20 protein-coding genes are annotated in these 21,794 nt (G+C 67.3%); 12 read left to right on the top strand and 8 right to left on the bottom strand.

The features are described 5' to 3' along the window. Positions 1-71 precede the first annotated feature (71 nt). Entirely contained in the window at positions 72-839 is a 768-nt protein-coding gene (locus tag B9N97_RS02560) for a DeoR family transcriptional regulator (RefSeq protein ID WP_085082998.1), read from the top strand. A gap of 10 nt (positions 840-849) precedes the next feature. Here the strand turns inward: B9N97_RS02560 and B9N97_RS02565 are convergent, their stop codons facing one another. Further along, positions 850-1,797, bottom strand: a complete 948-nt coding sequence (locus B9N97_RS02565; protein WP_244560512.1) for a LysR family transcriptional regulator — start codon at positions 1,795-1,797, stop codon at positions 850-852. Positions 1,798-1,920: 123 nt separating this feature from the next. Here B9N97_RS02565 and B9N97_RS02570 point away from each other — a divergent pair, with 123 nt between their 5' ends. The 10 genes from B9N97_RS02570 to fdhF all read left to right on the top strand — a co-directional run bounded on the left by B9N97_RS02570 (position 1,921) and on the right by fdhF (position 15,457). Then, positions 1,921-3,417 (top strand): form I ribulose bisphosphate carboxylase large subunit, encoded by a 1,497-nt coding sequence (locus B9N97_RS02570; RefSeq protein WP_280174726.1) that lies wholly within the window; start codon positions 1,921-1,923, stop codon positions 3,415-3,417. Positions 3,418-3,430: 13 nt separating this feature from the next. Then, positions 3,431-3,871 carry a ribulose bisphosphate carboxylase small subunit gene (locus B9N97_RS02575; protein WP_085083003.1) on the top strand — a complete coding sequence of 147 codons (441 nt, stop codon included), beginning with the start codon at positions 3,431-3,433 and terminating at the stop codon, positions 3,869-3,871. Then, entirely contained in the window at positions 3,861-4,598 is a 738-nt protein-coding gene (rpe, locus tag B9N97_RS02580) for a ribulose-phosphate 3-epimerase (protein ID WP_085083005.1), read from the top strand. Before B9N97_RS02575 ends, rpe begins: the two co-directional genes overlap by 11 nt. Next, complete coding sequence (cbbX, locus tag B9N97_RS02585; protein ID WP_085083292.1) at positions 4,595-5,515, top strand: CbbX protein; 921 nt, start codon at positions 4,595-4,597, stop codon at positions 5,513-5,515. The genes rpe and cbbX overlap by 4 nt, the downstream gene beginning before the upstream one ends. Positions 5,516-5,561: 46 nt before the next feature. Next, positions 5,562-6,674, top strand: a complete 1,113-nt coding sequence (locus tag B9N97_RS02590; RefSeq protein ID WP_085083007.1) for a class 1 fructose-bisphosphatase — start codon at positions 5,562-5,564, stop codon at positions 6,672-6,674. 14 nt (positions 6,675-6,688) lie between these two features. Continuing rightward, complete coding sequence (locus B9N97_RS02595; RefSeq protein WP_085083009.1) at positions 6,689-7,564, top strand: phosphoribulokinase; 876 nt, start codon at positions 6,689-6,691, stop codon at positions 7,562-7,564. Positions 7,565-7,602: 38 nt separating this feature from the next. Beyond that, on the top strand, positions 7,603-9,669 hold the full coding sequence (gene tkt, locus B9N97_RS02600; protein ID WP_208621116.1) for a transketolase: 2,067 nt from the start codon (positions 7,603-7,605) through the stop codon (positions 9,667-9,669). A gap of 17 nt (positions 9,670-9,686) precedes the next feature. Further along, positions 9,687-10,724, top strand: a complete 1,038-nt coding sequence (gene fba / locus B9N97_RS02605; protein ID WP_085083011.1) for a class II fructose-bisphosphate aldolase — start codon at positions 9,687-9,689, stop codon at positions 10,722-10,724. 175 nt (positions 10,725-10,899) lie between these two features. Further along, positions 10,900-12,675: an NAD(P)H-dependent oxidoreductase subunit E gene (locus B9N97_RS02610; RefSeq protein ID WP_244560513.1), complete on the top strand. Its 1,776-nt coding sequence runs from the start codon at positions 10,900-10,902 to the stop codon at positions 12,673-12,675. A 10-nt stretch (positions 12,676-12,685) separates the two neighbouring features. Further along, entirely contained in the window at positions 12,686-15,457 is a 2,772-nt protein-coding gene (gene fdhF, locus B9N97_RS02615) for a formate dehydrogenase subunit alpha (RefSeq protein WP_085083013.1), read from the top strand. On the opposite strand, the gene B9N97_RS02620 is transcribed toward fdhF, so the two are convergent. The 5 genes from B9N97_RS02620 to B9N97_RS02640 are packed head-to-tail and all read right to left on the bottom strand — an operon-like array spanning position 15,417 to position 19,125. Continuing rightward, on the bottom strand, positions 15,417-16,154 hold the full coding sequence (locus tag B9N97_RS02620) for a (5-formylfuran-3-yl)methyl phosphate synthase (protein WP_085083015.1): 738 nt from the start codon (positions 16,152-16,154) through the stop codon (positions 15,417-15,419). The two genes, fdhF and B9N97_RS02620, sit on opposite strands and share 41 nt — an antisense overlap. Continuing rightward, entirely contained in the window at positions 16,151-16,735 is a 585-nt protein-coding gene (locus B9N97_RS02625; protein ID WP_208621117.1) for a DUF447 domain-containing protein, read from the bottom strand. Before B9N97_RS02625 ends, B9N97_RS02620 begins: the two co-directional genes overlap by 4 nt. 3 nt (positions 16,736-16,738) lie before the next feature. Further along, a complete protein-coding gene (locus B9N97_RS02630; protein WP_085083017.1) occupies positions 16,739-18,124 on the bottom strand; it encodes a DUF6513 domain-containing protein in 1,386 nt (461 codons plus the stop codon). Then, a complete protein-coding gene (locus tag B9N97_RS02635; protein WP_085083019.1) occupies positions 18,100-18,570 on the bottom strand; it encodes a dihydroneopterin aldolase in 471 nt (156 codons plus the stop codon). Before B9N97_RS02635 ends, B9N97_RS02630 begins: the two co-directional genes overlap by 25 nt. Before the next feature lie 24 nt (positions 18,571-18,594). After that, complete coding sequence (locus B9N97_RS02640; RefSeq protein WP_085083021.1) at positions 18,595-19,125, bottom strand: DUF3280 domain-containing protein; 531 nt, start codon at positions 19,123-19,125, stop codon at positions 18,595-18,597. A gap of 66 nt (positions 19,126-19,191) precedes the next feature. Between B9N97_RS02640 and B9N97_RS02645 the strand changes: the two genes are divergently transcribed. Next, a complete protein-coding gene (locus tag B9N97_RS02645) occupies positions 19,192-19,833 on the top strand; it encodes a hypothetical protein (protein WP_244560514.1) in 642 nt (213 codons plus the stop codon). A gap of 9 nt (positions 19,834-19,842) precedes the next feature. Here the strand turns inward: B9N97_RS02645 and B9N97_RS02650 are convergent, their stop codons facing one another. Together B9N97_RS02650 and B9N97_RS02655 are read right to left on the bottom strand one after the other, a co-directional pair. Continuing rightward, entirely contained in the window at positions 19,843-21,183 is a 1,341-nt protein-coding gene (locus tag B9N97_RS02650) for a quinoprotein dehydrogenase-associated putative ABC transporter substrate-binding protein (protein WP_085083023.1), read from the bottom strand. A gap of 7 nt (positions 21,184-21,190) precedes the next feature. Further along, complete coding sequence (locus B9N97_RS02655) at positions 21,191-21,718, bottom strand: c-type cytochrome (RefSeq protein WP_085083025.1); 528 nt, start codon at positions 21,716-21,718, stop codon at positions 21,191-21,193. Positions 21,719-21,794: the final 76 nt, after the last annotated feature.

Genomic DNA, 21,794 nt, shown 5'->3' on the forward strand with positions numbered 1-21,794 from the left:
TGGGATTACCTCGTCTGGATCTTATGGTGCGGTCGCGCGCAGGAAGGGCGGAAACGGTGCGGGATGCGGACATGTCGATGAGAAGGGCCGAGCGTCTGAACCGGTTGCAGTCCGCGCTGGATGCCGGCGGCTATCTCCGGCTGAAGGATGCGGCGCAGTTGCTGGGCGTCTCCGAAATGACGGTGCGGCGCGACATCGCGTCCTGCGGTGGGCGGTTCGCCTATCTTGGCGGCTACATCGCCGGCGGGCTGGAGAGCGCTGGCGGCATGGGCTACATCCTGGACCGCGAGCGCGACGCCCATATCGAAATGAAGCGGGCGGCCTGCGAGGCGGCGGCGACCCTGCTGAAGCCCGGCGAGACGGTGTTCATCGATTGCGGCACCACCACCACCCATCTGGCCAGCCGCATCCCGGCCGACAGCCAGATCACCGTGGTCTGCTACGCCATGAACATTGCGGAGATCGTCTGCAAGAAGCCGGGCGTGCGCGTGGTCATGCTGGGAGGGCTCTATCACGCGTCCTCGGCCTCCTTTTCCAGTCCGGAGTCGCTGGAGATGCTGCGCGGCATCGGCATCAACACCGCCTTCATCTCGGCCGGCGGCGTGCACGAGTCGCTGGGGATCAGTTGCTCCAACTTCCACGAGGTCGAGATCAAGCAGACTGCCATCGCCAACGCCGTGACCAAGGCGCTGGTGGTCGACAGCAGCAAGTTCGATCAGGTCAAGCCGGCCTTTTTCGCCAAGCTCAACGGCTTCGACGTTCTGTGCTGCGACTGCGGACTGGAAGCCGCAAGGGCGGAGCGGCTGGCGGCAGCAGGGGTGCGCGTTGTCTCACCTTGAGGCGCTGCATTCAACCACCAGAGGCGAGCGCCCGGTGGCCGGCTTGGATGCTGTCGATGATCGCCTGCCCGCGTTCCAGCAGATAACTGCGCAACTGCGCATGCACCGGCAGCAGCGGCAGGCTGCGGCGGTGTGCGATGTACCAGGACCGCATCAAGGGCAGTCCTTCCACCTTCAACTCCCGCAGCATGCCCAGTGCCAGTTCCAGGTCCACGGTGTGGCGGGACAGCAGGGCGACGCCGATGCCGGCCATGACCGCCTGCTTGATCGTCTCGTTGCTGCTGGAGGTCATGACGATGCGAGGGGTGAAGCAGCGACCGGTGAAGTAGGCGTCGGTCAGCGCCCGCGTGCCGGCGCCTTCCTCCCGTGCGATGAAACCGCTGTCGGCCAGATCGGACAGGTGCAGGTTCGGGGCGTCTGCCAGCGGGTGGGTCGGCGCGCAGATGATAATGCTGGGATGGCGCGCGAAGGGCTCGGCCAGCAACTCCTCTCCGTCCAGTGGGCGGCCCATGATGGCGAGGTCGACCTCGCCCTTGGTGACCATGACGTTCACCTCCCGCCGGTTGCCGTCCTGGAGATGGATCGACACGCCCGGCCGCTCCGCCTGGAAGCGGGAGACCATGTGCGGAGCAATGTATTTGGCGGTGCTGACCAGCCCGATGGTGACGTTGCCGCCGGTCACCCCCTTCAACGCCTGCATCCGCCGGTCGGCGTTCTCCAGCGCCTGGAGGATCAGCGTCGCGTGCTCCAGCAGGTCGCGCCCGGCCTCCGTCAGCACGACGCGCCGGCCCACCCGCTCGAACAGCGGAAAGCCGCAATGACCCTCCACCTGCTTGATCTGGAACGAGACCGCGCCGGGGGTCAGGCCGAACTGCTCCGCCACACGGGCGAAGGACAGGCTGCGGGCGGCGGCGGAGAAGATCTGGAGTTGGCGAAGCGTGGCGTGCTGGATGGTCATTGGCAGGCCCACTCATCAGGAATCCCTAGCCATACTGTGCTGTATATTTGAATTTTCCTCAACAGTGCGTGTGTCTAACATTTTCATCGGAACGAACCGAACGCCACCGGCGAGGTGAAGACGATGAATTACGTATCGACGACGCTCCCCAGCAGCCAGGAAGCCAGCAACGGTGTGGTCAGCGACCCCAAGGCGCGCTATCGGCCCGGCGTGCTGAAATACCGCCAGATGGGCTACTGGGAACCGGATTACGAGCCGAAGGACACCGACGTTCTCGCCGTCTTCCGCATCACGCCGCAGGACGGCGTCGATCCGGAGGAAGCGGCGGCGGCGGTCGCCGGCGAAAGCTCCACCGCCACCTGGACCGTGGTGTGGACCGACCGTCTGACCGACTGCGAGCGCTATCGCGCCAAGGCGTTCCGCGTCGATCCGGTGCCCGGCACGCCCGGCCAATATTTCGCCTACATCGCCTATGAACTCGACCTGTTCGAGGAAGGGTCGATCGCCAACCTGACCGCGTCGATCATCGGCAACGTCTTCGGCTTCAAGCCTTTGAAAGGGTTGCGGCTGGAGGACATGCGGATCCCCGTCGCCTATCTGAAGACCTTCCAGGGACCGGCGACCGGGATCGTGGTGGAGCGCGAGCGGCTGAACAATTTCGGCCGGCCGCTGCTGGGCGCCACCATGAAGCCGAAGCTGGGCCTGTCGGGCCGCAACTATGGCCGCGTGGTGTATGAGGCGCTGAAGGGCGGGCTCGATTTCACCAAGGACGACGAGAACATCAACTCGCAGCCCTTCATGCATTGGCGCGACCGCTTCCTCTACTGCATGGAAGGGGTGAACCGCGCCACCGCCGAGACCGGGGAGGTCAAGGGCACCTACCTGAACGTCACCGCCGCCACCATGGAGGACATGTACGAGCGGGCGGAGTTCGCCAAGGAGCTGGGCAGCGTCATCATCATGATCGATCTGGTGATCGGCTACACCGCCATCCAGTCGATGGCGAAGTGGGCGCGGCGCAACGACATGATCCTGCACCTGCACCGAGCCGGCCATTCCACCTACACCCGGCAGAAGAGCCACGGCGTGTCCTTCCGCGTCATCGCCAAGTGGATGCGCATGGCCGGCGTCGACCACATCCATGCCGGCACCGTCGTCGGCAAGCTGGAAGGCGATCCCAACGTCATCCGCGGCATCTACGACACCTGCCGCGAGACCCATGTCCCGCAGAACCTGCAGCACGGCATCTTCTTCGACCAGCCCTGGGCGGGCCTGAAGCGGGTGATGCCGGTGGCGTCGGGCGGCATCCATGCCGGGCAGATGCACCAGCTGCTGACCTATCTGGGCGAAGACGTGATCCTGCAGTTCGGCGGCGGCACCATTGGCCACCCCGACGGCATCCAGGCCGGCGCCACCGCCAACCGCGTCGCGCTGGAGACGATGGTCAAAGCCCGCAATGAAGGCCGCGACATCTGGAACGAGGGGCCGGAAATCCTGCGCGACGCCGCCCGCTGGTGCGCCCCGCTGCGCGCGGCGCTCGACACCTGGAAGGACGTCACCTTCGACTACGCCTCCACCGACAGCGTCGATTACGTCCCCACCCCCACCGCAGCGATGTGAAGGAGCGATTCCCATGCGTCTTTCTCAGGGCCAATTCTCCTTCCTGCCGGACCTGACGGACGAGGAGATCACGAAACAGGTGCAATACGCCCTCGACCAGGGCTGGGCGGTGGCGGTGGAGTTCACGGACGATCCGCACCCGCGCAACAGCTATTGGACGATGTGGGGCAATCCCATGTTCGACCTGCGTGACGCCAAGGGTGTGATGATGGAGATCGACGCCTGCCGCACGGCCCAACCCGACCAGTATGTGAAGGTTCTCGCCTTCGACAGCTCGCATGGTTTCGAGACGGTGCGCATGTCCTACCTCGTCAACCGTCCGGCGGCGGAGCCCGGCTTCGAGCTGCTGCGTGCCGAAGGGCCGGGGCGGCGCATCGGCTACACGGTGCGCAGCTATGCCACTGGCCGCCCGCCCGGCGAGCGCTATGGCGGGGAGACCCGTCATGGAGCGTGAACCGGCGGAGCGTGAGTTGGGACATGGACACCTTCTCGCTCCTTCGATCCTGTCCGCCGACTTCGCCCGGCTGGGCGAGGAGGTGGAGCGGGTGGTGGAGGCCGGGTGCGAGGTCGTCCATGTCGACGTGATGGACAACCATTATGTCCCCAACCTGACCATCGGTCCGCTGGTTTGCGCCGCCATCCGTCCGCGCACCAGTGCGATCATCGATGTTCACCTGATGGTGCGCCCGGTCGATGCGCTGGTACCGCTGTTCGCCAAGGCGGGCGCCGACATCATCAGCTTCCACCCCGAGGCATCCGACCACCCCGACCGGACCCTGGCGCTGATCCGCGAGCAGGGCTGCCGCGCCGGACTGGCGCTGAACCCGGCCACACCTCTGGCTCATCTCGACCATGTGATGGACCGGCTGGACCTGATCGTCGTCATGTCAGTCAATCCCGGCTTCGGCGGCCAGTCCTTCATCCCGTCCGCGTTCGGTAAGATCGCCGAGGTTCGTCGCCGCATCGACCGCCACCGCGAGCGCACCGGCCGCGACATCCGGCTGGAGGTGGATGGCGGCATCAAGCCCGACAACATCCGCGCCGTCGCCGATGCCGGGGCTGACATCTTCGTTGCCGGCTCCGCCATCTTCGGCGCGGCGGACGCCGACGGCGGCTATCGCGGCGTGGTGGGTCGGATGCGCGCCGCATTGATGACCGAACCGGAATGGAGGGCGGCATGAGCGAGGCGGCCGACCTTCTCGACCTGGAGGCCTGTGACTGTCCGGCCGATGCCCCCTCCGTCGATCTCGACGCGCTTTACCATGACTCCGGCATCGGCGAGATGCTGGCGGGGATGGACCGGGAACTGGTCGGGCTGACGCCGGTGAAGACCCGCATCCGCGAGATCGCCGCCCTGCTGCTGGTGGAACGGGCCCGCCGCAGCATCGGTCTTCGGGCGGAACCGCCATCGCTGCACATGTGCTTCACCGGCAATCCCGGCACCGGCAAGACGACGATGGCGCGGCGCATGGCCGGGCTTCTCCATGGGCTGGGCTATATCCGGCGCGATCATGTGGTCAGCGTCACCCGCGATGATCTGGTCGGCCAGTATATCGGCCACACCGCACCCAAGACGAAGGAGGTGCTGAAGCGCGCCATGGGCGGCGTGCTGTTCATCGACGAGGCCTATTATCTCTACCGGCCGGAGAACGAGCGCGATTACGGCCAGGAGGCCATCGAAATCCTGCTGCAGGTGATGGAGGACAATCGCGACGACCTGGTGGTGATCCTCGCCGGCTACCGCGACCGCATGGACATCTTCTTCCGCTCCAACCCCGGCATGGCGTCGCGCATCGCCCACCATGTCGATTTCCCCGACTATGAGGCGGATGAGTTGCTGGAGATCGCCCGGCTGATGACGGCCGGCATGCAGTACCGTTTTGCGCCGGAGGCGGAGCGGGCAATGGGCGACTACATCCGCCGCCGCATGGCCCAGCCGCGCTTCGCCAACGCCCGCTCCATCCGCAACGCGCTCGATCGCGCCCGCCTGCGGCAGGCCAACCGCCTGTTCGAAGCGCGCGGCAGCGCCATTGCCGCCGCCGACCTGCTGACCATCGCCGAGGAGGACATCCGCCAAAGCCGCGTCTTCACACAATAGGCTGGCAAAAAGCCGGCCGCACAAAACACCGAGAGAGGGGGAACCGATGCCGCACCGTCACACGACCTTCAGCAAATTCATCATCGAGGACCAGCGCCGCCGCGGCGGGGCCGACACCGACCTGACCGCCCTGCTCAACGACGTGCAGACCGCGTGTAAGTTCATCGCCAGCGCCGCCGCCCGCGGGTCGCTTGCGCCGTCCGCCGGCCGGCCTGCCGCTCCAGCCCCCGAACCCGGCGTCAACGTCCATGGCGAGACGCAGAAGCCGCTGGACCTGATCGCCAACGAGATCATGCTGCGCACCTGCGAGTATGGCGGCAAGCTCTGCGGCATGGCGTCGGAAGAGATGGAGGAGCCCTACCGCATCCCCCGCGAATATCCGCGCGGCCGCTATCTCCTGGCCTTCGATCCGCTGGACGGCTCGTCGAACGTGGACGTCAATCTGACGGTCGGCACCATCTTCTCCATCCTCAAGGCGCCCGACGGAGTCGATGAGCCGGAGGTGGAGCATTTCCTCCAGCCCGGTACCGAGCAGGTGGCGGCGGGCTTCGCCCTCTACGGCCCGGCCGACATGATCATCGCCACCTTCGGCGAGGGCGTGCACGGCTTTACGCTGGACCGCGAGATCGGCGCCTATACCCTGACCCATCCCGACATGCGCATTCCCGACAATGTCTGCGAATTCGCCATCAACAGCTCCAACGCCCGATTCTGGGAGCCGCCGGTGCGCCAATATGTCGAGGAATGCATCAAGGGCAGCTCCGGCCCGCGCGAGGCCGATTTCAACATGCGCTGGATCGCGTCCCTGGTGGCGGAGGTCTACCGTATCCTGATCCGCGGCGGCGTCTTCCTCTATCCCCGCGACGCCCGCCCCACCCACAAGCCGGGACGGCTGCGCCTTCTCTACGAGGCGAACCCCATCGCCATGCTGGTGGAACAGGCGGGCGGGGCGGCAAGCACCGGACGGCAGCGCATCCTCGATATCAAGCCGATGGCCCTGCATCAGCGCGTGCCGGTGATCCTGGGCTCGAAGACGGAGGTGGAGCGGCTGGTCGCCTACCACGCCGCCTATGACCGGGGGGAGGAGCTGTCCTTCCATGCACCGCTGTTCGGCAGCCGGTCGCTGTTCCTGGCGCCCGAGTCCGCGGCACTTGGTTGAGGGGGGAACATATAATGTCGGTCCGTCATCCGATCATCGTCGTCACCGGCTCCTCCGGCGCCGGGACCACCACCGTCACCCGCACCTTCCAGCAGATCTTCCGCCGGGAGGGTGTTTCCGCCGCCATCGTCGAGGGCGACAGCTTCCACCGCTACGACCGGCGGGAGATGCGCGCCAAGGTCGCCGAGGCGCAGGAGGAGCCCCATTCCACCTTCAGCCATTTCGGCCCCGACGCCAACCTGTTCGAAGAGCTGGACGACCTGTTCCGCAGCTATGGCGAGACCGGCGGCGGCCGGACCCGCAAATACCTGCATGACGAGAAGGAAGCCGAACCCTACGGCCAGGATCCCGGCACCTTCACACCGTGGGAGGAAATCGAGTCCGGCACCGACCTGCTGTTCTACGAGGGATTGCACGGCTGCGTCCGCACCGACCGCTTCGACCTCGCCCGCCATGCCGACCTGAAGATCGGCGTGGTCCCCATCGTCAACCTCGAATGGATCCAGAAGATCCACCGCGACCGCAACATGCGCGGCTATTCGGAAGAGGCCATCGTCGACACCATCCTGCGGCGCATGCCCGACTACGTGAAATACATCTGCCCGCAGTTCAGCTGTACCGACGTGAATTTCCAGCGTGTTCCCACGGTGGACACCAGCAATCCCTTCATCGCCCGCGACATCCCGACGTCGGACGAGAGCATGCTGGTCATCCGCTTCACCCGGCCGAAGGGCATCGACTTTCCCTATCTGCTGTCGATGCTGAAGGACAGCTTCATGACCCGGCCCAACACGATCGTCTGTCCGGGCGACAAGATGGCGCTGGCCATGCAGCTGATCTTCACGCCGATGATCTGGCAACTCGCCGACCGCAAGAAGAAGGCGTTCTGAGCAGCGCCGGGAAACCGAAACCGGGGAGGACACCAGCCATGACTGCGTCGAGGACCGCGGCCCAAGAGGTCCGCGAACAGGATCGGCTTGCCTTGCCGGCAGCCGATAATCCCAACGACAGCCCGGGCCACGGCTCCGGCCGCTGCCTGCTGGCGAATGCACTACGCATTCTCGCCATCGATGCGGTGGAAGCCGCGAATTCCGGCCATCCCGGCATGCCGATGGGGATGGCCGACATTGCCGAGGCGCTGTGGCGCCGCCATCTGCGCCACAATCCGGCCGACCCGCGCTGGCCCGACCGCGACCGCTTCGTGCTGTCGAACGGGCACGGCTCCATGCTGCTCTACGCGCTGCTTCACCTGACCGGCTACGATCTGCCGATGGAGGAACTGCGGCGCTTCCGGCAGCTTGGCTCGCGCACGCCAGGCCATCCGGAATATGGCGTGACGCCTGGGGTGGAGACGACCACCGGGCCGCTGGGGCAGGGCCTCGCCAATGCCGTCGGCATGGCCTTGGCCGAGCGGTTGCTGGCGGCGGAGTTCAACCGGCCGGGGCACCGGATCGTCGATCACCGGACCTTCTGCTTCGTCGGCGACGGCTGCCTGATGGAGGGGATCAGCCACGAGGCCTGTTCGCTGGCCGGCACGTTGGGGCTGGAAAAGCTTGTGGTGTTCTATGACGACAACGGCATCTCCATCGACGGTCCCGTCACCGGCTGGTTCGCCGACGACACGCCGCGGCGGTTCGAGGCCTATGGCTGGCGGGTGCTCCGCGAGGTGGACGGCCATGACGCTTACGCGCTGGATGCCGTCATCGACGAGGCGCTGACCCCTTGTGGCAAGCCGACGCTGATCTGCTGCCGGACGGTGATCGGCCGCGGCTCGCCCAACCGCGCGGGATCCGCCGACGTGCACGGCGCACCGCTGGGCGCCGGCGAGGTCGCGGCGACCAGGGCTGCGCTGGGATGGACGTCCCCACCCTTCGAGCTGCCGGACGAGGTGCGCGCCGGCTGGGATGCCCGGCGGCGCGGCGCGGCGGCGCAGGCGGAGTGGCAATCCCGCTTCGACGCCTATGCCGAGGCCCACCCGCAGGCGGCGGCCGAGTTCCTGCGGCGCATGCGTGGCGAGCTGCCGGAAAGCTTCGCCGTGTCGGCCGATGCCTGGATCGCCGCCGTCGCGGAACGGGCGGAACCAATGGCGACGCGCAAGGCGTCCCAGCAGGCCATCCAGGCTCTCGCGGGCCTGTTGCCCGAACTGCTTGGCGGATCGGCGGATCTGACCGGTTCCAATCTCACCGATTGGCCGGGCAGCGGCGGGCGCCATCTTCATTACGGCGTGCGGGAGTTCGGCATGGCCGCGGTGATGAACGGCATGGCGCTGCATGGCGGCGTCATTCCCTTTGGCGGCACCTTCCTGGTCTTCTCCGACTATGCCCGCAACGGCCTGCGCCTGTCGGCGCTGATGGGGCTGCGCGTTGTCTACGTCTTCACCCATGACGGCATCGGCCTGGGCGAGGACGGCCCGACTCACCAGCCGGTGGAGCAGGCCGCCAGTCTCCGCCTGATGCCGAACCTCGATGTCTGGCGCCCCTGCGACGCTTTGGAGACCGCCGTCGCCTGGAGGGCGGCGGTCGAGCGGGCGGACGGACCGACCGCCCTGCTGCTGTCGCGCCAGACCCTGCCGGCTCAATCCGGCACGGACCGGACCTGTGATGCGGCCCGTGGCGGCTATATTCTGGCCGATGACGAGAAGCCCGATGTGGTGCTGATCGCCACCGGATCTGAGGTGCCCATCGCGATGGAGGCGCGTCGCTTGCTCGCCGGCCGCGACGTCGCCGCCCGCGTCGTCTCCATGCCCTGCTGCGAAGTCTTCGACCGGCAGGACTCGGCATGGTGCCGGGCTGTGCTGCCCGATGGCGTTCCCCGGCTGGCGGTTGAGGCCGGAGCGACCGGTCTTTGGCGAGCCACCGTCGGGCTGGACGGCGACGTGGTCGGGCTCGACCGCTACGGCGAATCCGCCCCCGCCGGTGACCTTTACCACCATTTCGGCATCACTGCGGACGCGGTTGCCGACCGCGCCCAGCGCCTCCTCTCCTCCAAATTCTGAACCGGAGACCTCCCGCGATGGCCCTGATCTCCCTTCGACAGCTCCTCGACCATGCGGCCCAGCATGGCTATGGCGTGCCGGCCTTCAACATCAACAACATGGAACAGATCCAGGCGATCATGCAGGCGGCGGACGACTGCGCCAGCCCGGTGATCCTCCAGGCCTCCGCCGGCGCGCGCAAATATGCCGGCGAGCCCTTCCTCCGCCATATGGTGCAGGCGGCGGTGGAGATGTGGCCGCACATCCCCGTCTGTCTGCACCAGGACCATGGTGCCAGCCCGGCCGTCTGCCAGCAGGCGATCCGTTCCGGCTTCACCAGCGTGATGATGGACGGCTCGCTGCTGGACGACATGAAGACGCCGGCAAGCTACGACTACAACATCCGCGTCACCCGGCAGGTGGTGGAGCAGGCGCACGCCGTCGGCGTTTCGGTGGAAGGCGAGCTGGGTTGTCTCGGCTCGCTGGAGACCGGCCGGGCGGGGGAGGAGGATGGCTCCGGCGCCGTGGGTACGCTGTCGCGCGACCAATTGCTGACCGATCCGGAGCAGGCGGCGGACTTCGTGGCGCGGACGGGGGTGGACGCGCTCGCCATCGCCATCGGCACCAGCCACGGCGCCTACAAGTTCAGCCGTCGCCCCGACGGCGAGGTGCTGGCCATCGACCGCATCCGTGCCATTCACGACCGCATCCCCGACACCCATTTGGTGATGCACGGGTCCTCCAGCGTGCCGCAGGAATGGCTGGAGATCATCCGCGCTTATGGCGGCTGCATCCGCGAGACCTATGGCGTGCCGGTGGAGGAAATCCGCGAAGGCATCCGCAACGGGGTGCGCAAGGTCAACATCGACACCGACATCCGCCTCGCCATGAGCGGCAGCCTGCGCCGCGCGATGATGACGCGGCCCGAGGAGTTCGATCCGCGCAAGTTCCTGGCCGAAGCGACGAAGGCTGCCCGCGCCCTCTGCCGCGAGCGGTTCGAGGCCTTCGGGACGGCCGGGCAGGCAGAGCGGATCATCCCGCTTCCGCTGGAACGCATGGCCGCCCGCGCCGCCTGATCCACCATCATCCCGTCACCCCACCCGACATTCCCATCCAGCGGAAAGCGACGATGATTTAGTATGCTGACTTTCAGCAAAGGATGCGTTACCGTGGCATCTGGTATACGAGACACCAGGAACTCGGATCGCGACAACCAGAAGCGCGGACCATCCAGCAGAGGCCAGAAACGCCGTGACCGCATTCCCTCCGATCATCAGCGCAAAGCCGCCGGGCGGCGTTCCTGCCCGCAGTATCCACCCCGGCTCCGGCCGGCGCAAGACCCGCGACCAGCAGAAGGGCCGTCAGGTCGATCCCGTCAGCCTTGAGGAAGTGCGGTCGCTTCTCGGCGACCGTTCCCGTCAGGCCGACCTGCTGATCGAACATCTCCACCTGCTGCAGGACCATTACGGCTGCCTGCATGCCCGTCACCTCGCCGCACTGGCGAAGGAGATGCGGCTGGCGCTGGTCGAGGTGTTCGAGGTCGCGTCCTTCTACGCCCACTTCGACATCGTGATGGACGGCGAGCCGGCACCGCCGAAACTCACCATCCGCGTCTGCGACTCGCTGAGCTGCGCGCTTGCCGGGGCTGAACAGCTCCATGATGCGCTGAAGGCCGGCGTCGACGAGAGCGAGGTCCGCGTCGTGCGCGCCCCCTGCATGGGCGGCTGCAACAACGCGCCCGTAGTGGCGATCGGCCACGCCCCGCACGAGAACGCCACGGTCGAAAGCGTGCTCGACGCCGTCGCCCACGGCCATACCCACCCCGAAATTCCCAACTATCTGGGCTTCGACGAGTATATCCGCGGCGGCGGCTACAAGATGCTGGCCGAATGCCTGGACGGCGCGCGCGATGTCGATGCCGTGCTGAAGATGCTGGAGGATTCCAGCATCCGCGGCCTGGGCGGCGCCGGCTTCCCCACCGGCCTGAAATGGCGCTATGTCCGGGCGGAGCCGGGACCGCGCATGATGGCGATCAACGGCGACGAGGGCGAGCCCGGCACCTTCAAGGACCGTTTCCACCTGGAGCGCGACCCGCACCGCTTCCTGGAAGGGATGCTGATCGGCGCCTGGACGGTGGAGGCGACCGACGTCTACATCTACCTGCGCGACGAATACCCGCAATGCCGGGAGATCCTGCTGCGCGAGATCCCGAAGGTCGAGGCCGCCGGCCTGGCCCGCCACACCCGCATCCATTTGCGGCGCGGCGCCGGCGCCTATATCTGCGGCGAGGAATCGGCGATGCTGGAAAGCATCGAGGGCAAGCGCGGCCTTCCGCGCCACAAGCCGCCCTTCCCGTCGGTGGTCGGCCTGTTCGGCCGTCCGACCCTGATCAACAACATCGAGACGGTGTTCTGGGTCCGCGAGATCCTGGAGAAGGGCGGCGCGTGGTTCGCCAGCCATGGCGCGAACGGGCGCAAGGGGCTGCGCACTTTCTCGGTCTCCGGCCGAGTCAAGGAGCCGGGGGTCAAGCTGGCCCCGGCCGGCATCACCCTGCTGGAACTGATCGACCAGTATTGCGGCGGCATGGCCAACGGCCACACGCTGAAGGGCTATCTGCCCGGCGGCCCATCCGGCGGCATCCTGCCGGCATCGATGGCCAACATCCCGCTCGATTTCGGCACGCTGGAACCGCATGGGTCCTTCATCGGCTCGGCCGCCGTCGTCGTGCTGTCCGACAAGGACAACATGCGCGACGTGGCGCTCAACCTGCTGAAATTCTTCGAGGATGAGAGCTGCGGCCAATGCACGCCTTGCCGCGTCGGCACCGAGAAGGCCGTGCGCCTGATCAGCGAGCCCGAATGGGACGAGGAGCTGCTGGCGGCGCTCGCCACCGTCATGGGCGATGCCTCGATCTGCGGCCTGGGGCAGGCGGCGATGAATCCGATCAAGCTGGTGATGAAGCATTTCCGTGAGGACTTCGTGTCGCGTCGGGGCACTGCCCAAGGCGCGGCCGGGGCCCAGGGGTAAGGAGACCGACATGTCCAACGGCATCACGTTCACCCTGGACGGCACCGAGGTCACGGCACGGAACGGCGAGACGATCTGGCAGGTCGCCACCCGTGTCGGCACCGAGATCCCGCATCTCTGCCACCGGCCGGAACCGGGATATCGCCCGGACGGCAACTGCCGCGCCTGCATGGTGGAGATCGAGGGGGAGCGCGTGCTCGCCGCCTCCTGCATCCGCAAGCCCAAGCCCGGCATGACCGTGCGCACCGCGTCGGAGCGGGCAAAGTCCTCGCGCAAGCTGGTCTTCGAACTGCTGCTGGCCGACCAGCCGGAGCGGGAGACCGCGCACGATCCCAACTCCACCTTCTGGAAATGGACCGACAAGGTCGAGATCGCCGGCAGCCGCTTCCCCACCGTGGACCGGCCGAACAAGACCGACGACATGTCGCACCCGGCGATGGCGGTCCAGCTCGACGCCTGCATCCATTGCAACCTGTGCGTCCGCGCCTGCCGCGAGGTCCAGGTCAACGACGTCATCGGCATGGCGGCGCGCGGGCATCTGGAAAAGATCATCTTCGACTTCGACGACCCGATGGGCCAATCGACCTGCGTCGCCTGTGGCGAATGCGTGCAGGCCTGCCCGACCGGCGCGCTGATGCCGGCGGCGCTGGTGGACGAGAAGGGTGTCTATACCAATGCGCCCGACCGCGAGGTGGACTCGGTCTGCCCCTATTGCGGCGTCGGCTGCCAGCTGACCTACAAGATCAAGGACCACAAAATCGTTGCGGTCGATGGCCGCGATGGCCCGTCTAACCAGAACCGGCTCTGCGTGAAGGGTCGTTTCGGCTTCGATTACGCCCATCACGGCGACCGCCTGACCGTGCCGCTGATCCGCAAGGAGGGCGTGTCGAAGCATGACGTCGACATCGACCCGATGAACCCCTTCACCCATTTCCGCGAAGCGAGCTGGGACGAGGCTCTGGCGGTGGCGGCCGGGGGTCTGAAGAAGATCCGCGACGAGCGCGGCGGCAACGCGCTGGCCGGCTTCGGGTCGGCCAAGGGGTCGAACGAAGAGGCGTACCTGTTCCAGAAGCTGGTGCGCACCGGCTTCGGCACCAACAACGTCGACCATTGCACCCGGCTCTGCCATGCCTCGTCTGTGGCGGCGCTGATCGAGGGTGTCGGGTCGGGGGCGGTGTCGGCGCCCTTCATGGCGGCGGAGGATGCCGAGGTCATCGTCATCATCGGCGCCAACCCGACCGAGAACCATCCCGTCGCCGCGACCTTCTTCAAGAACGCGGCGGAGCGCGGGGCGAAGCTGATCGTCATGGATCCGCGCGGGCTCGCCATGGCGCGCCACGCCACGCATATGCTGCAGTTCACGCCGGGCCGCGACGTGTCGATGCTGAACGCCATCCTCCACACCATCATCGCGGAGGGGCTGTACGACCGCCAGTATGTCCAGGCTAACACCGAGGATTTCGAGGCGCTGGCCGAGACGGTCAAGGATTATCCGCCGGAGGAGATGGAGAAGGTCTGCGGCATCCCCGCCGCCACCCTGCGCGAGGTGGCGCGGCTGTTCGCCCGGTCCAAGGCATCGATCATCTTCTGGGGCATGGGCGTGTCGCAGCACATCCACGGCACCGACAACAGCCGCTGCCTGATCGCGCTGTCGCTGGTCACCGGCCAGATCGGCCGCCCCGGCACCGGCCTGCACCCGCTGCGCGGCCAGAACAACGTCCAGGGCGCGTCCGACGCCGGCCTGATCCCGATGTTCTACCCCGACTACAAGTCGGTCGAGGATCCGGAGGTCCAGTCCTTCTACGAGAACTACTGGGGCACCAAGCTGGACGGCAAGCGCGGCTTGACCGTGGTCGAAATCATGGACGCCATCCATGACAATCGGATCAAGGGCCTCTACATCGAGGGCGAGAACCCGGCGATGTCCGATCCGGACGTGACCCACGCCCGCGAGGCGCTGGCCATGCTGGATCATCTGGTGGTGCAGGACATCTTCTTGACCGAGACGGCGAAATACGCCGACGTGGTGCTTCCGGCCTCGGCTTGGCCGGAGAAGGACGGCACCGTCATCAACACCAACCGGCAGGTCCAGATGGGCCGTGCGGCGGTGCCGCTGCCGGGCGAGGCGCGGCAGGATCTGTGGATCATCCAGGACATGGCGCGCGGGCTCGGTCTGAACTGGAACTACAGCCATGTGTCGGAGGTGTTCGCGGAGATGGTCGGCGCCATGCCGTCGCTCGCCAACATCACCTGGGAGCGGGTGGAGCGCGAGGGCTCCGTCACCTATCCGGTCGATGGTCCGGACGAGCCCGGCCACGACATCGTCTTTGGCAACGGCTTCCCCACCAAGACCGGCCGCGGGCGCTTCGTGCCGGCGCGGCCGATCAACCCGGCGGAGACGCCGGATCTCGACTACCCGCTGGTGCTCACCACCGGGCGCCAGTTGGAGCATTGGCACACCGGGTCGATGACCCGGCGGTCGAGCGTGCTGGATGCAGTTGAACCGGAGGCGGTCGCCTATGTCTCCCCGCACGACCTCACCCGCGCCGGGATGAGGAGCGGCGACTATATGCTGGTGTCGAGCCGCCGCGGCACGATCCGGCTGAAGGCGCGCATCGACGACCGCATGCCGGTTGGGCTGGTCTTCATCCCCTTCGCCTATGCGGAAGCGGCGGCGAACGTGCTGACCAACCCGCAGCTCGACCCGTTCGGCAAGATCCCGGAGTTCAAATACTGCGCGATCAAGATCGAACGGGCTCAGGTTGCCGAGGCGGCGGAGTAGCTGCAGGAGCACCGACCATGCAGGCGGCGACCCGCGTCACCGCCTGCGGGTCGATGCCGGCGGTCCGCTCCCCGCCGCAGAGCGCACCGCGAAAGCCGAGATAGTCGGGCGACAGGGCCTTCAGCGCCGGGATGTCTGCGACCCGCAGCGACCCGGCCAGCCCGGTCAGCAGCCGGTGCGCCCGTGCGCAGCACACGAAGGATCCCAACTGGTCATCCTGCCAATGGTGGCGCAGGCCATGGCGCTTGCCGGCGGTGTCGAGCATCGCCCCGCGAAAACCGGCGGCGGCGAGCCTGTCGACGGGCAGGCAGCAGGGATCGCTGGGCCACAGGTCGGCGAACAGCACGGCGACCAGCTTGACCCCCTCCGCCGCCAGCGATGCCAGCGCATCGATGCAGCGGTCGGGAGCGCCATCGGGCGCGAAGCCGATCTTGACGAAATCCACGCCGGTTTCCGCGATCCGGCGTGCCGCCGGAACCACGGCGTCGGGCCGCATCGGCTGGTCGCCGATGGTGGCGCTCAGCCGTGGCCGCCCCGGCATGGTTTCCAGATCCCGCACCACGCGGGTGATATCCTCCGCATCCCAGGCGCCAAGCGCCCCAGCGGCGGGGTCCTTCAGGTCCAGGATGTCGGGTCCCGCCGGCAGGATCAGAGCGATTTCCGCCGCGTCCGCGACGCTGGCCAGCCATCCGGTCATGTGTCCTCTCCCGCGCGGTGAGCGGCGATGCGGGCCATCAGCCAATCCCAGGCCTCAAGCTCATGCGGGCCGGCGGTCTTGCCGATGGCGATGGACAGATAGTCGACCTCCCGTGCGATCTTGTCCATGGGCAGCATGTGCAGCCGACTGACCAGGATCGCCGCCTCGATCACCGCCGCCTGCGCCCGATTGAAGCCGCGGAAGTGGGTATGCGCCGCGGCATGAACGGCGCGGCAGTGGAAGCGAGGACGTACCGGGTCGTCCTCCACGCTCACGACGGTGATCTCCTCGTGCGACAGGCAGTCTGCCAGACGGGGCGCGTCGATCCGCTCTGCCGGAACGGTCGGCCAGTCGCGGCGGCGTCCGCTGATGCAGCCGGCGAACACCCGCACGTCGTCGGTGTGGTTGACGACGGCACAGCGCCGGCCCAACAGATTGTCCAGTGTCCGCGACGGCCGGAAGGGGGCCAAGATGAAGCGCTCCCCGCCGCTGTCCGGCTCCACGGTCACCCCCATCGGCGCCACATGGGGCTGCCCGTCTGCGCCGGTGGTGGTGATGATGGTCTCGCGGATCAGGGGCATGGCTCAATTGCTTCGCTTGGTCGGGCCGGCGGCGTGAAAGCCGGTGGGATCGTCCTGCGGCTCGTCGGTCGCCACCCCCCAGCGCAACTCGCTGTCCTGGGCATAGCGCTTGCCGAGCTGCCACGCGATCTGCGCCCGCGCCAGTTCCACCCCAAGATAGAAGGCATGGCCGGCATCGATCCCCGGATCCAGCTTCGGGAACAGGTCGAAGGGATCGGTGGCGCGATGGTGGCCGTTGCGGTTGTAAAGGTGAATGCCCCTATCGCTGACCTCCACCCGGTAATTGGGGTCGCGGATCTGCGCCGCGGTCTCGGCGATCTGTTCGGCGCTGCGGACGAAGGGCCGGCGGTCTCGCAGGCACAGCAGCCCGGTGCCGAAGCCGCGCGGCATGCTGTGCGCCGCGTGGGCGGCGAAGAACTGGCGCCGCGCCGCGTCGAACTCGCGGATGGCGCGCCGGCAATGCGGGCTGACCTGCACCGCCAGCACATTGCCGATGCGCAGTTCGGAGATCACGCCCATAAGCACGGCGGTGACGCCCGGCGTGTCGGCGTCGGTCAGCTCGGTCACATTGCCGATGCCCATCAGGATCTCGGCGCCGGGCCAGCGCTCGCGCACCGTGCGGTAGCGCAGCAGGGAGTCGGTGAAGCCGTGGTGGATCGGCTCCAGGATTGGATCGACCAGGAAACGTCGACCGCGGCTGCTCATGGCGTCGATGGCGCGCCCCAGGCTGTCGAGGTCCGGCGGCGTGGTGGGGATCAGCACCGGCACGGCGTCTCCCTCGTCGACGAGAGGGATCGTCTCCTCGGTCAGGCTGAGCAGATAATCGGCGCCGGCCAGAGTGGCGCGGCGCAACTCGTCCGCATTCAGGGAATCGACGCTGACGGTAAAGCCGGCATCCCGCAGCGCGCCGATCGCCTCTTCCAGATGCGGGAAGGGAGTGTCGGGGAGGCAGCCGAGGTCGATGACGTCGGCGCCGTCACGGCGAAGCTCCGCCGCCTTGGCGAGGATGGCGCCGGTGTCGCGCGACGGCGCATCCACGATCTCGGCGAAGATACGGGTGTCGTGGTGGCTGAGGTCGAGTGGGCGGGCTTGCCGCTGGAAATATTGCGGCAGATCCTCAAGCTCATCGGGGCCGCGCTCAACCGCTGTGCCGAAATGGGCGGCGAGAACGTCAAGATCGCCGCGGAAGCGGCCCGGCAGCAGGAGCAGGTCGGCCCCCTGCGCGGACTCCAGCCGACGCAGGACGATCTCCGTGGTGGCGAGGGCCGCGACCTTGACGCCGAGGTTGACGATGGTCGCCTCGAAGGGCAGGGGAGCGAGCGAATCCAGCACCTGCCGCAGCCGGTCCTCCGCCAGCGAGCCGGTCAGGAACAGGATGTGCCGTGCCATGCCGCCTCCGGGTCCCGCGCGCCGGTCAGCACCACCCCGACACCGGCCGCCTGGGGGACGATCTCCAGCTTTTCCACCTGAACCCGGGCGAACACCGCCTGCGGCGGCGACAGACACAGCGCCAGCAGCTTTTCGGCCAAAACCTCCAGAAGCTGGATGTGGGGGCTTCGCGTGAAGGCCTCGACCCCCTGGATCAGGTATTCGTAGGAGACGACGGCGTCGAGGTCGTCGACGAAGGGCCGGTTCGGCACCTCCACCGTAACGGTCAGGCTGACGCGCACGCGCTGGGTCCGGGTCTTCTCGTGATCCCAGACGCCGATGCGGAACTCGCCGACATAGTCGCGCAGCACCAGATCGTAGCGTCGCATCACCGCGGCGGTACGTGGCGGCGGTGGTCGCAGGACATTCATGATGCTGCTGTAGCCGCTCTGGGACTCGTCAGGCATTTCTCGCTCCTCCCCGCCGCCTGCTCAGCGTTTTCCCGGCGCATGGTCCGCCAGCCGATGGTCGACCAGCCAGCCGATGCCGCGCGACCAGGAGGTCTCGTTGTCGCCGCGGATGTCGCCGCGTGCCGTCGTCACCACGCGCCCGGTGGCGACATCCTCGACGACCAGTCCGATCCACAGAATCAGGCTGCTGACCTTGCGGACGATGCCATGGACGACCAGATCGGCACCGGCGGCACGCGCGATGTCCAACTGGCAGCCGTTGCATGAGCGGATCGCCGTCCCCGGCGGCACCAGCTTCGCTGTCAACTGCGCCGTGGCGGCATCGCCGATCACGTCGTAACCTTTGGCGTCCAGCGCGTGGCGCAATTCGGCGCTGACCCGCTTCAGCCGTTCCGCATGATCCGCCGACGGCGCTTCGCCGCTGCTGTCCTCCAGTTCGAGATCCAGGACCAGCGTCCGTGCCGATGCGGGTGCCGCAGCCGCGAATGCCGCCAGAACCAGTGTCACCAGTGCGATGATAGCGGCTCCGGTCCACCTCCCCACATGATCCATCGGGCATCCCCTTTTGCGCACCGGTTCCGATTGCGTCCAATCGTTGGCGAGGCCATCATTCTTGCCATGCAACGATATTCCTCCACCCTTGGAACCGCCCTCGCCGCGGTTCTGGCCACGGCCGTGATCGTCGGGTTGCCTGCCGCCGGCTGGGCGCAGGACCCGAAGAATCCCGATTGGCCCTGTCAGCAGATCCTGGTCCCGAGCCTGTCGCCCGCGTCCATCTGGGACGGTCCGTCGATCGACGGGCTGGGGGACGTGTGGCAGCGTGATCCGGCGGTCGCCACGCTGGTCCGGCGGGCGTCCGACGACAGCGTCGACCCCGCCACCCTGGAGCCGGAGGCAGAGGCCCTTGCCGGTCCGGAGAAGCAGGGGGCTGAGCAGGAACAGCGGGACCATCGGATCACCCTGGCTTTCGCCGGCACCTTTCAGACGCTGGACCGCCGGCGCAGCGCCGCCATCGCATCCATCGAGCGCTATGCCCAGCACCAGCGGGCCTTGCGCGAGCGCATTGCCGTGGCCTTGCGCGATCTCGATGCCGCGTCGGACGATCCGGCCCGGGCGAAGGAGATCAAGGATGCCATCGCCTGGGACCGCCGCATCCTTGACGACCGCCGGCGGGCGCAGGGCGCGGTGTGCGAGCAGCCGGCCCTGATCGAACAGCGGCTCGGCCAGATCGCCCGGATGCTGTCGGCGCTTCTGTCCTGAGCCCATTGCTCAGTTCGCCACCTTGGATATCGGCTGCGAATCCGGCGGGGGTTCCGGTTCGACAGTGACCAGCTCGTGTCCCGCCGCCTTCCAGCCTTCGGTGCCGGCCGGATACCATTTGACCGCCTGATACCCCAGGGCGACCGCGCGCTTGGCTGCGTTCCAGCTCATCCAGCAATCCGGTTGGCAGAAGACCACCAGCGGGCGCTTGCGGTCGCCGGCGGTCAGCCTCTCAAGGTTCGTGCGGAAATAGGTTTCCTGCTCCGCAGACGGCGCGCCATAGCCGACATTCGGCAGCCAATGCGTGCCGGGCAGGCTGCGATGCGGCGGCGGCACCCAGCGGCTTTCGGACGTCAGCCCCTCGGGCTTCGGCGGTGTCGGCAGAACGTCGATCAGGATGGCGCCGTCCTTCGCCAGCTGCTCGACCTCCGCCGGACCCACCGTTTCTGCGCCGCGCAGACCAGGCGGGGTGGGAGCCCGGTAATCGGCCATGCGATAGCCGTCCGGCTCGGCCACCTCCGCCCGGATTGTGCCGTCGGCATTGGCGAGCGGGACATGATATTCGGCGAGGATGCGGTCGATGTCGTCCTGGCGGCGGATGATGAAGTCGTTCAGCCAATGCCGCCAGTCCGGCTCGTCCGGGCGGATGCCCATGGAGATCATGTATTGGAAGGGCGTGGTTCCCGGCTCGTCCATCAGCGGCACGACCGCCATCGGCACCTGTTGCCGGGCGGCGAAATAGCCGGCGATGGGGCCCCAGACGATAGCCGCGTCGGTGCGTGCCGCCGCAACGTCCTCCACCGCCCGCTGCGCCGGATGGTGGGCGCGCGTATCGGTGTCGAGCTGGTAGGGCTCCAGGTTGGTCAGCCCATGGCGCAGCATCACGGTGGATGGCGGCGTGCGGGCGACAACGCCGATCCGCGCCCCTTGCAGGGACGGATCGGCCAGGGACTTGGCGGTGATCCCGGAATCCTTTCGGTAGACCAGCGCATAGGTGGACCGGTAATAGGGGTTGGTGTTCTGCATCAGCTCTTCGCCGACCGCGGTCCCCATCACCAGATCGCACTGGCGGGTGCGCAGCGTGTTGCGGACGAAGCCGATGGTCTGCGGCCACCATGTGAAGGCCAGCTTTACCTTCAGATCGTCGGCGATCAGCCGGGCGATCCGGTTCTCGAACCCCTCGCCACGGTCGTTGGAGAAGGGCAGCAGGTTGGCATCCGCGCAGACGCGCAGCACGTCGGTCGGAATGCCCTCCGCCGGCACAGCCGCGGCCCGGGCGGGCACAGCCGCCGCGCAGAGCGCGACGGCCAGCAGCAGGGCATAGGGGGGAAGGGCAGGGCGGCGGGTCATGCCGGGCTCACGATGCCGACTTGATCCGCTCGGGCCGGCCACGGCCGAGCTTGTCGTCGGAACGAGCCTTGAGATAGCGGTAGATGTCGGCGAGGTTCAGCATCACGTTCGGGTCGGAGCCGAAGGTCGGCATAACCTTGTCGCCGGTGGCGCCCATGTTGGTGCGGCCGTTGGTCACCACGTCGGTGAACTGCCAATAGTCCATCCGCTTGAGCGAATCGACCAGCGCCGGCGCGAAGGACGAGCCGAGCCCGTCCGGTCCATGGCAGACATGGCAGGACGAGGCATAGCGCCGATAGCCGTTGTAGGTCCCCTTATCCACCTTGCCGTCCTTGACCATGTAGAGCGGCACGCCCTGGTCATCCACGAGGTCTTCCGGATTGGCGACCTTCGCCTCCTGGGTCGATTTTCCATCCGGCGATGTCTGGTTCTGGGTTGTCTTCTGTGCGGTATCCTGCTGGCCGAATGCGGTACCGAGGGTCAGGGTCGCGGTGAACCCGACGGCGGCGCACAGCCCGATCAGGTATTTGGGCATCTTGCTCTTTCTCCCCACTGCCTTTGCGTAGGCACCATCAGCTTGGAAAGGGCGGGCTCCGGCCCTCCTGGGAGCC

The organism is Azospirillum oryzae, assembly GCF_900177515.1.
Taxonomy (GTDB): domain Bacteria; phylum Pseudomonadota; class Alphaproteobacteria; order Azospirillales; family Azospirillaceae; genus Azospirillum; species Azospirillum oryzae_A.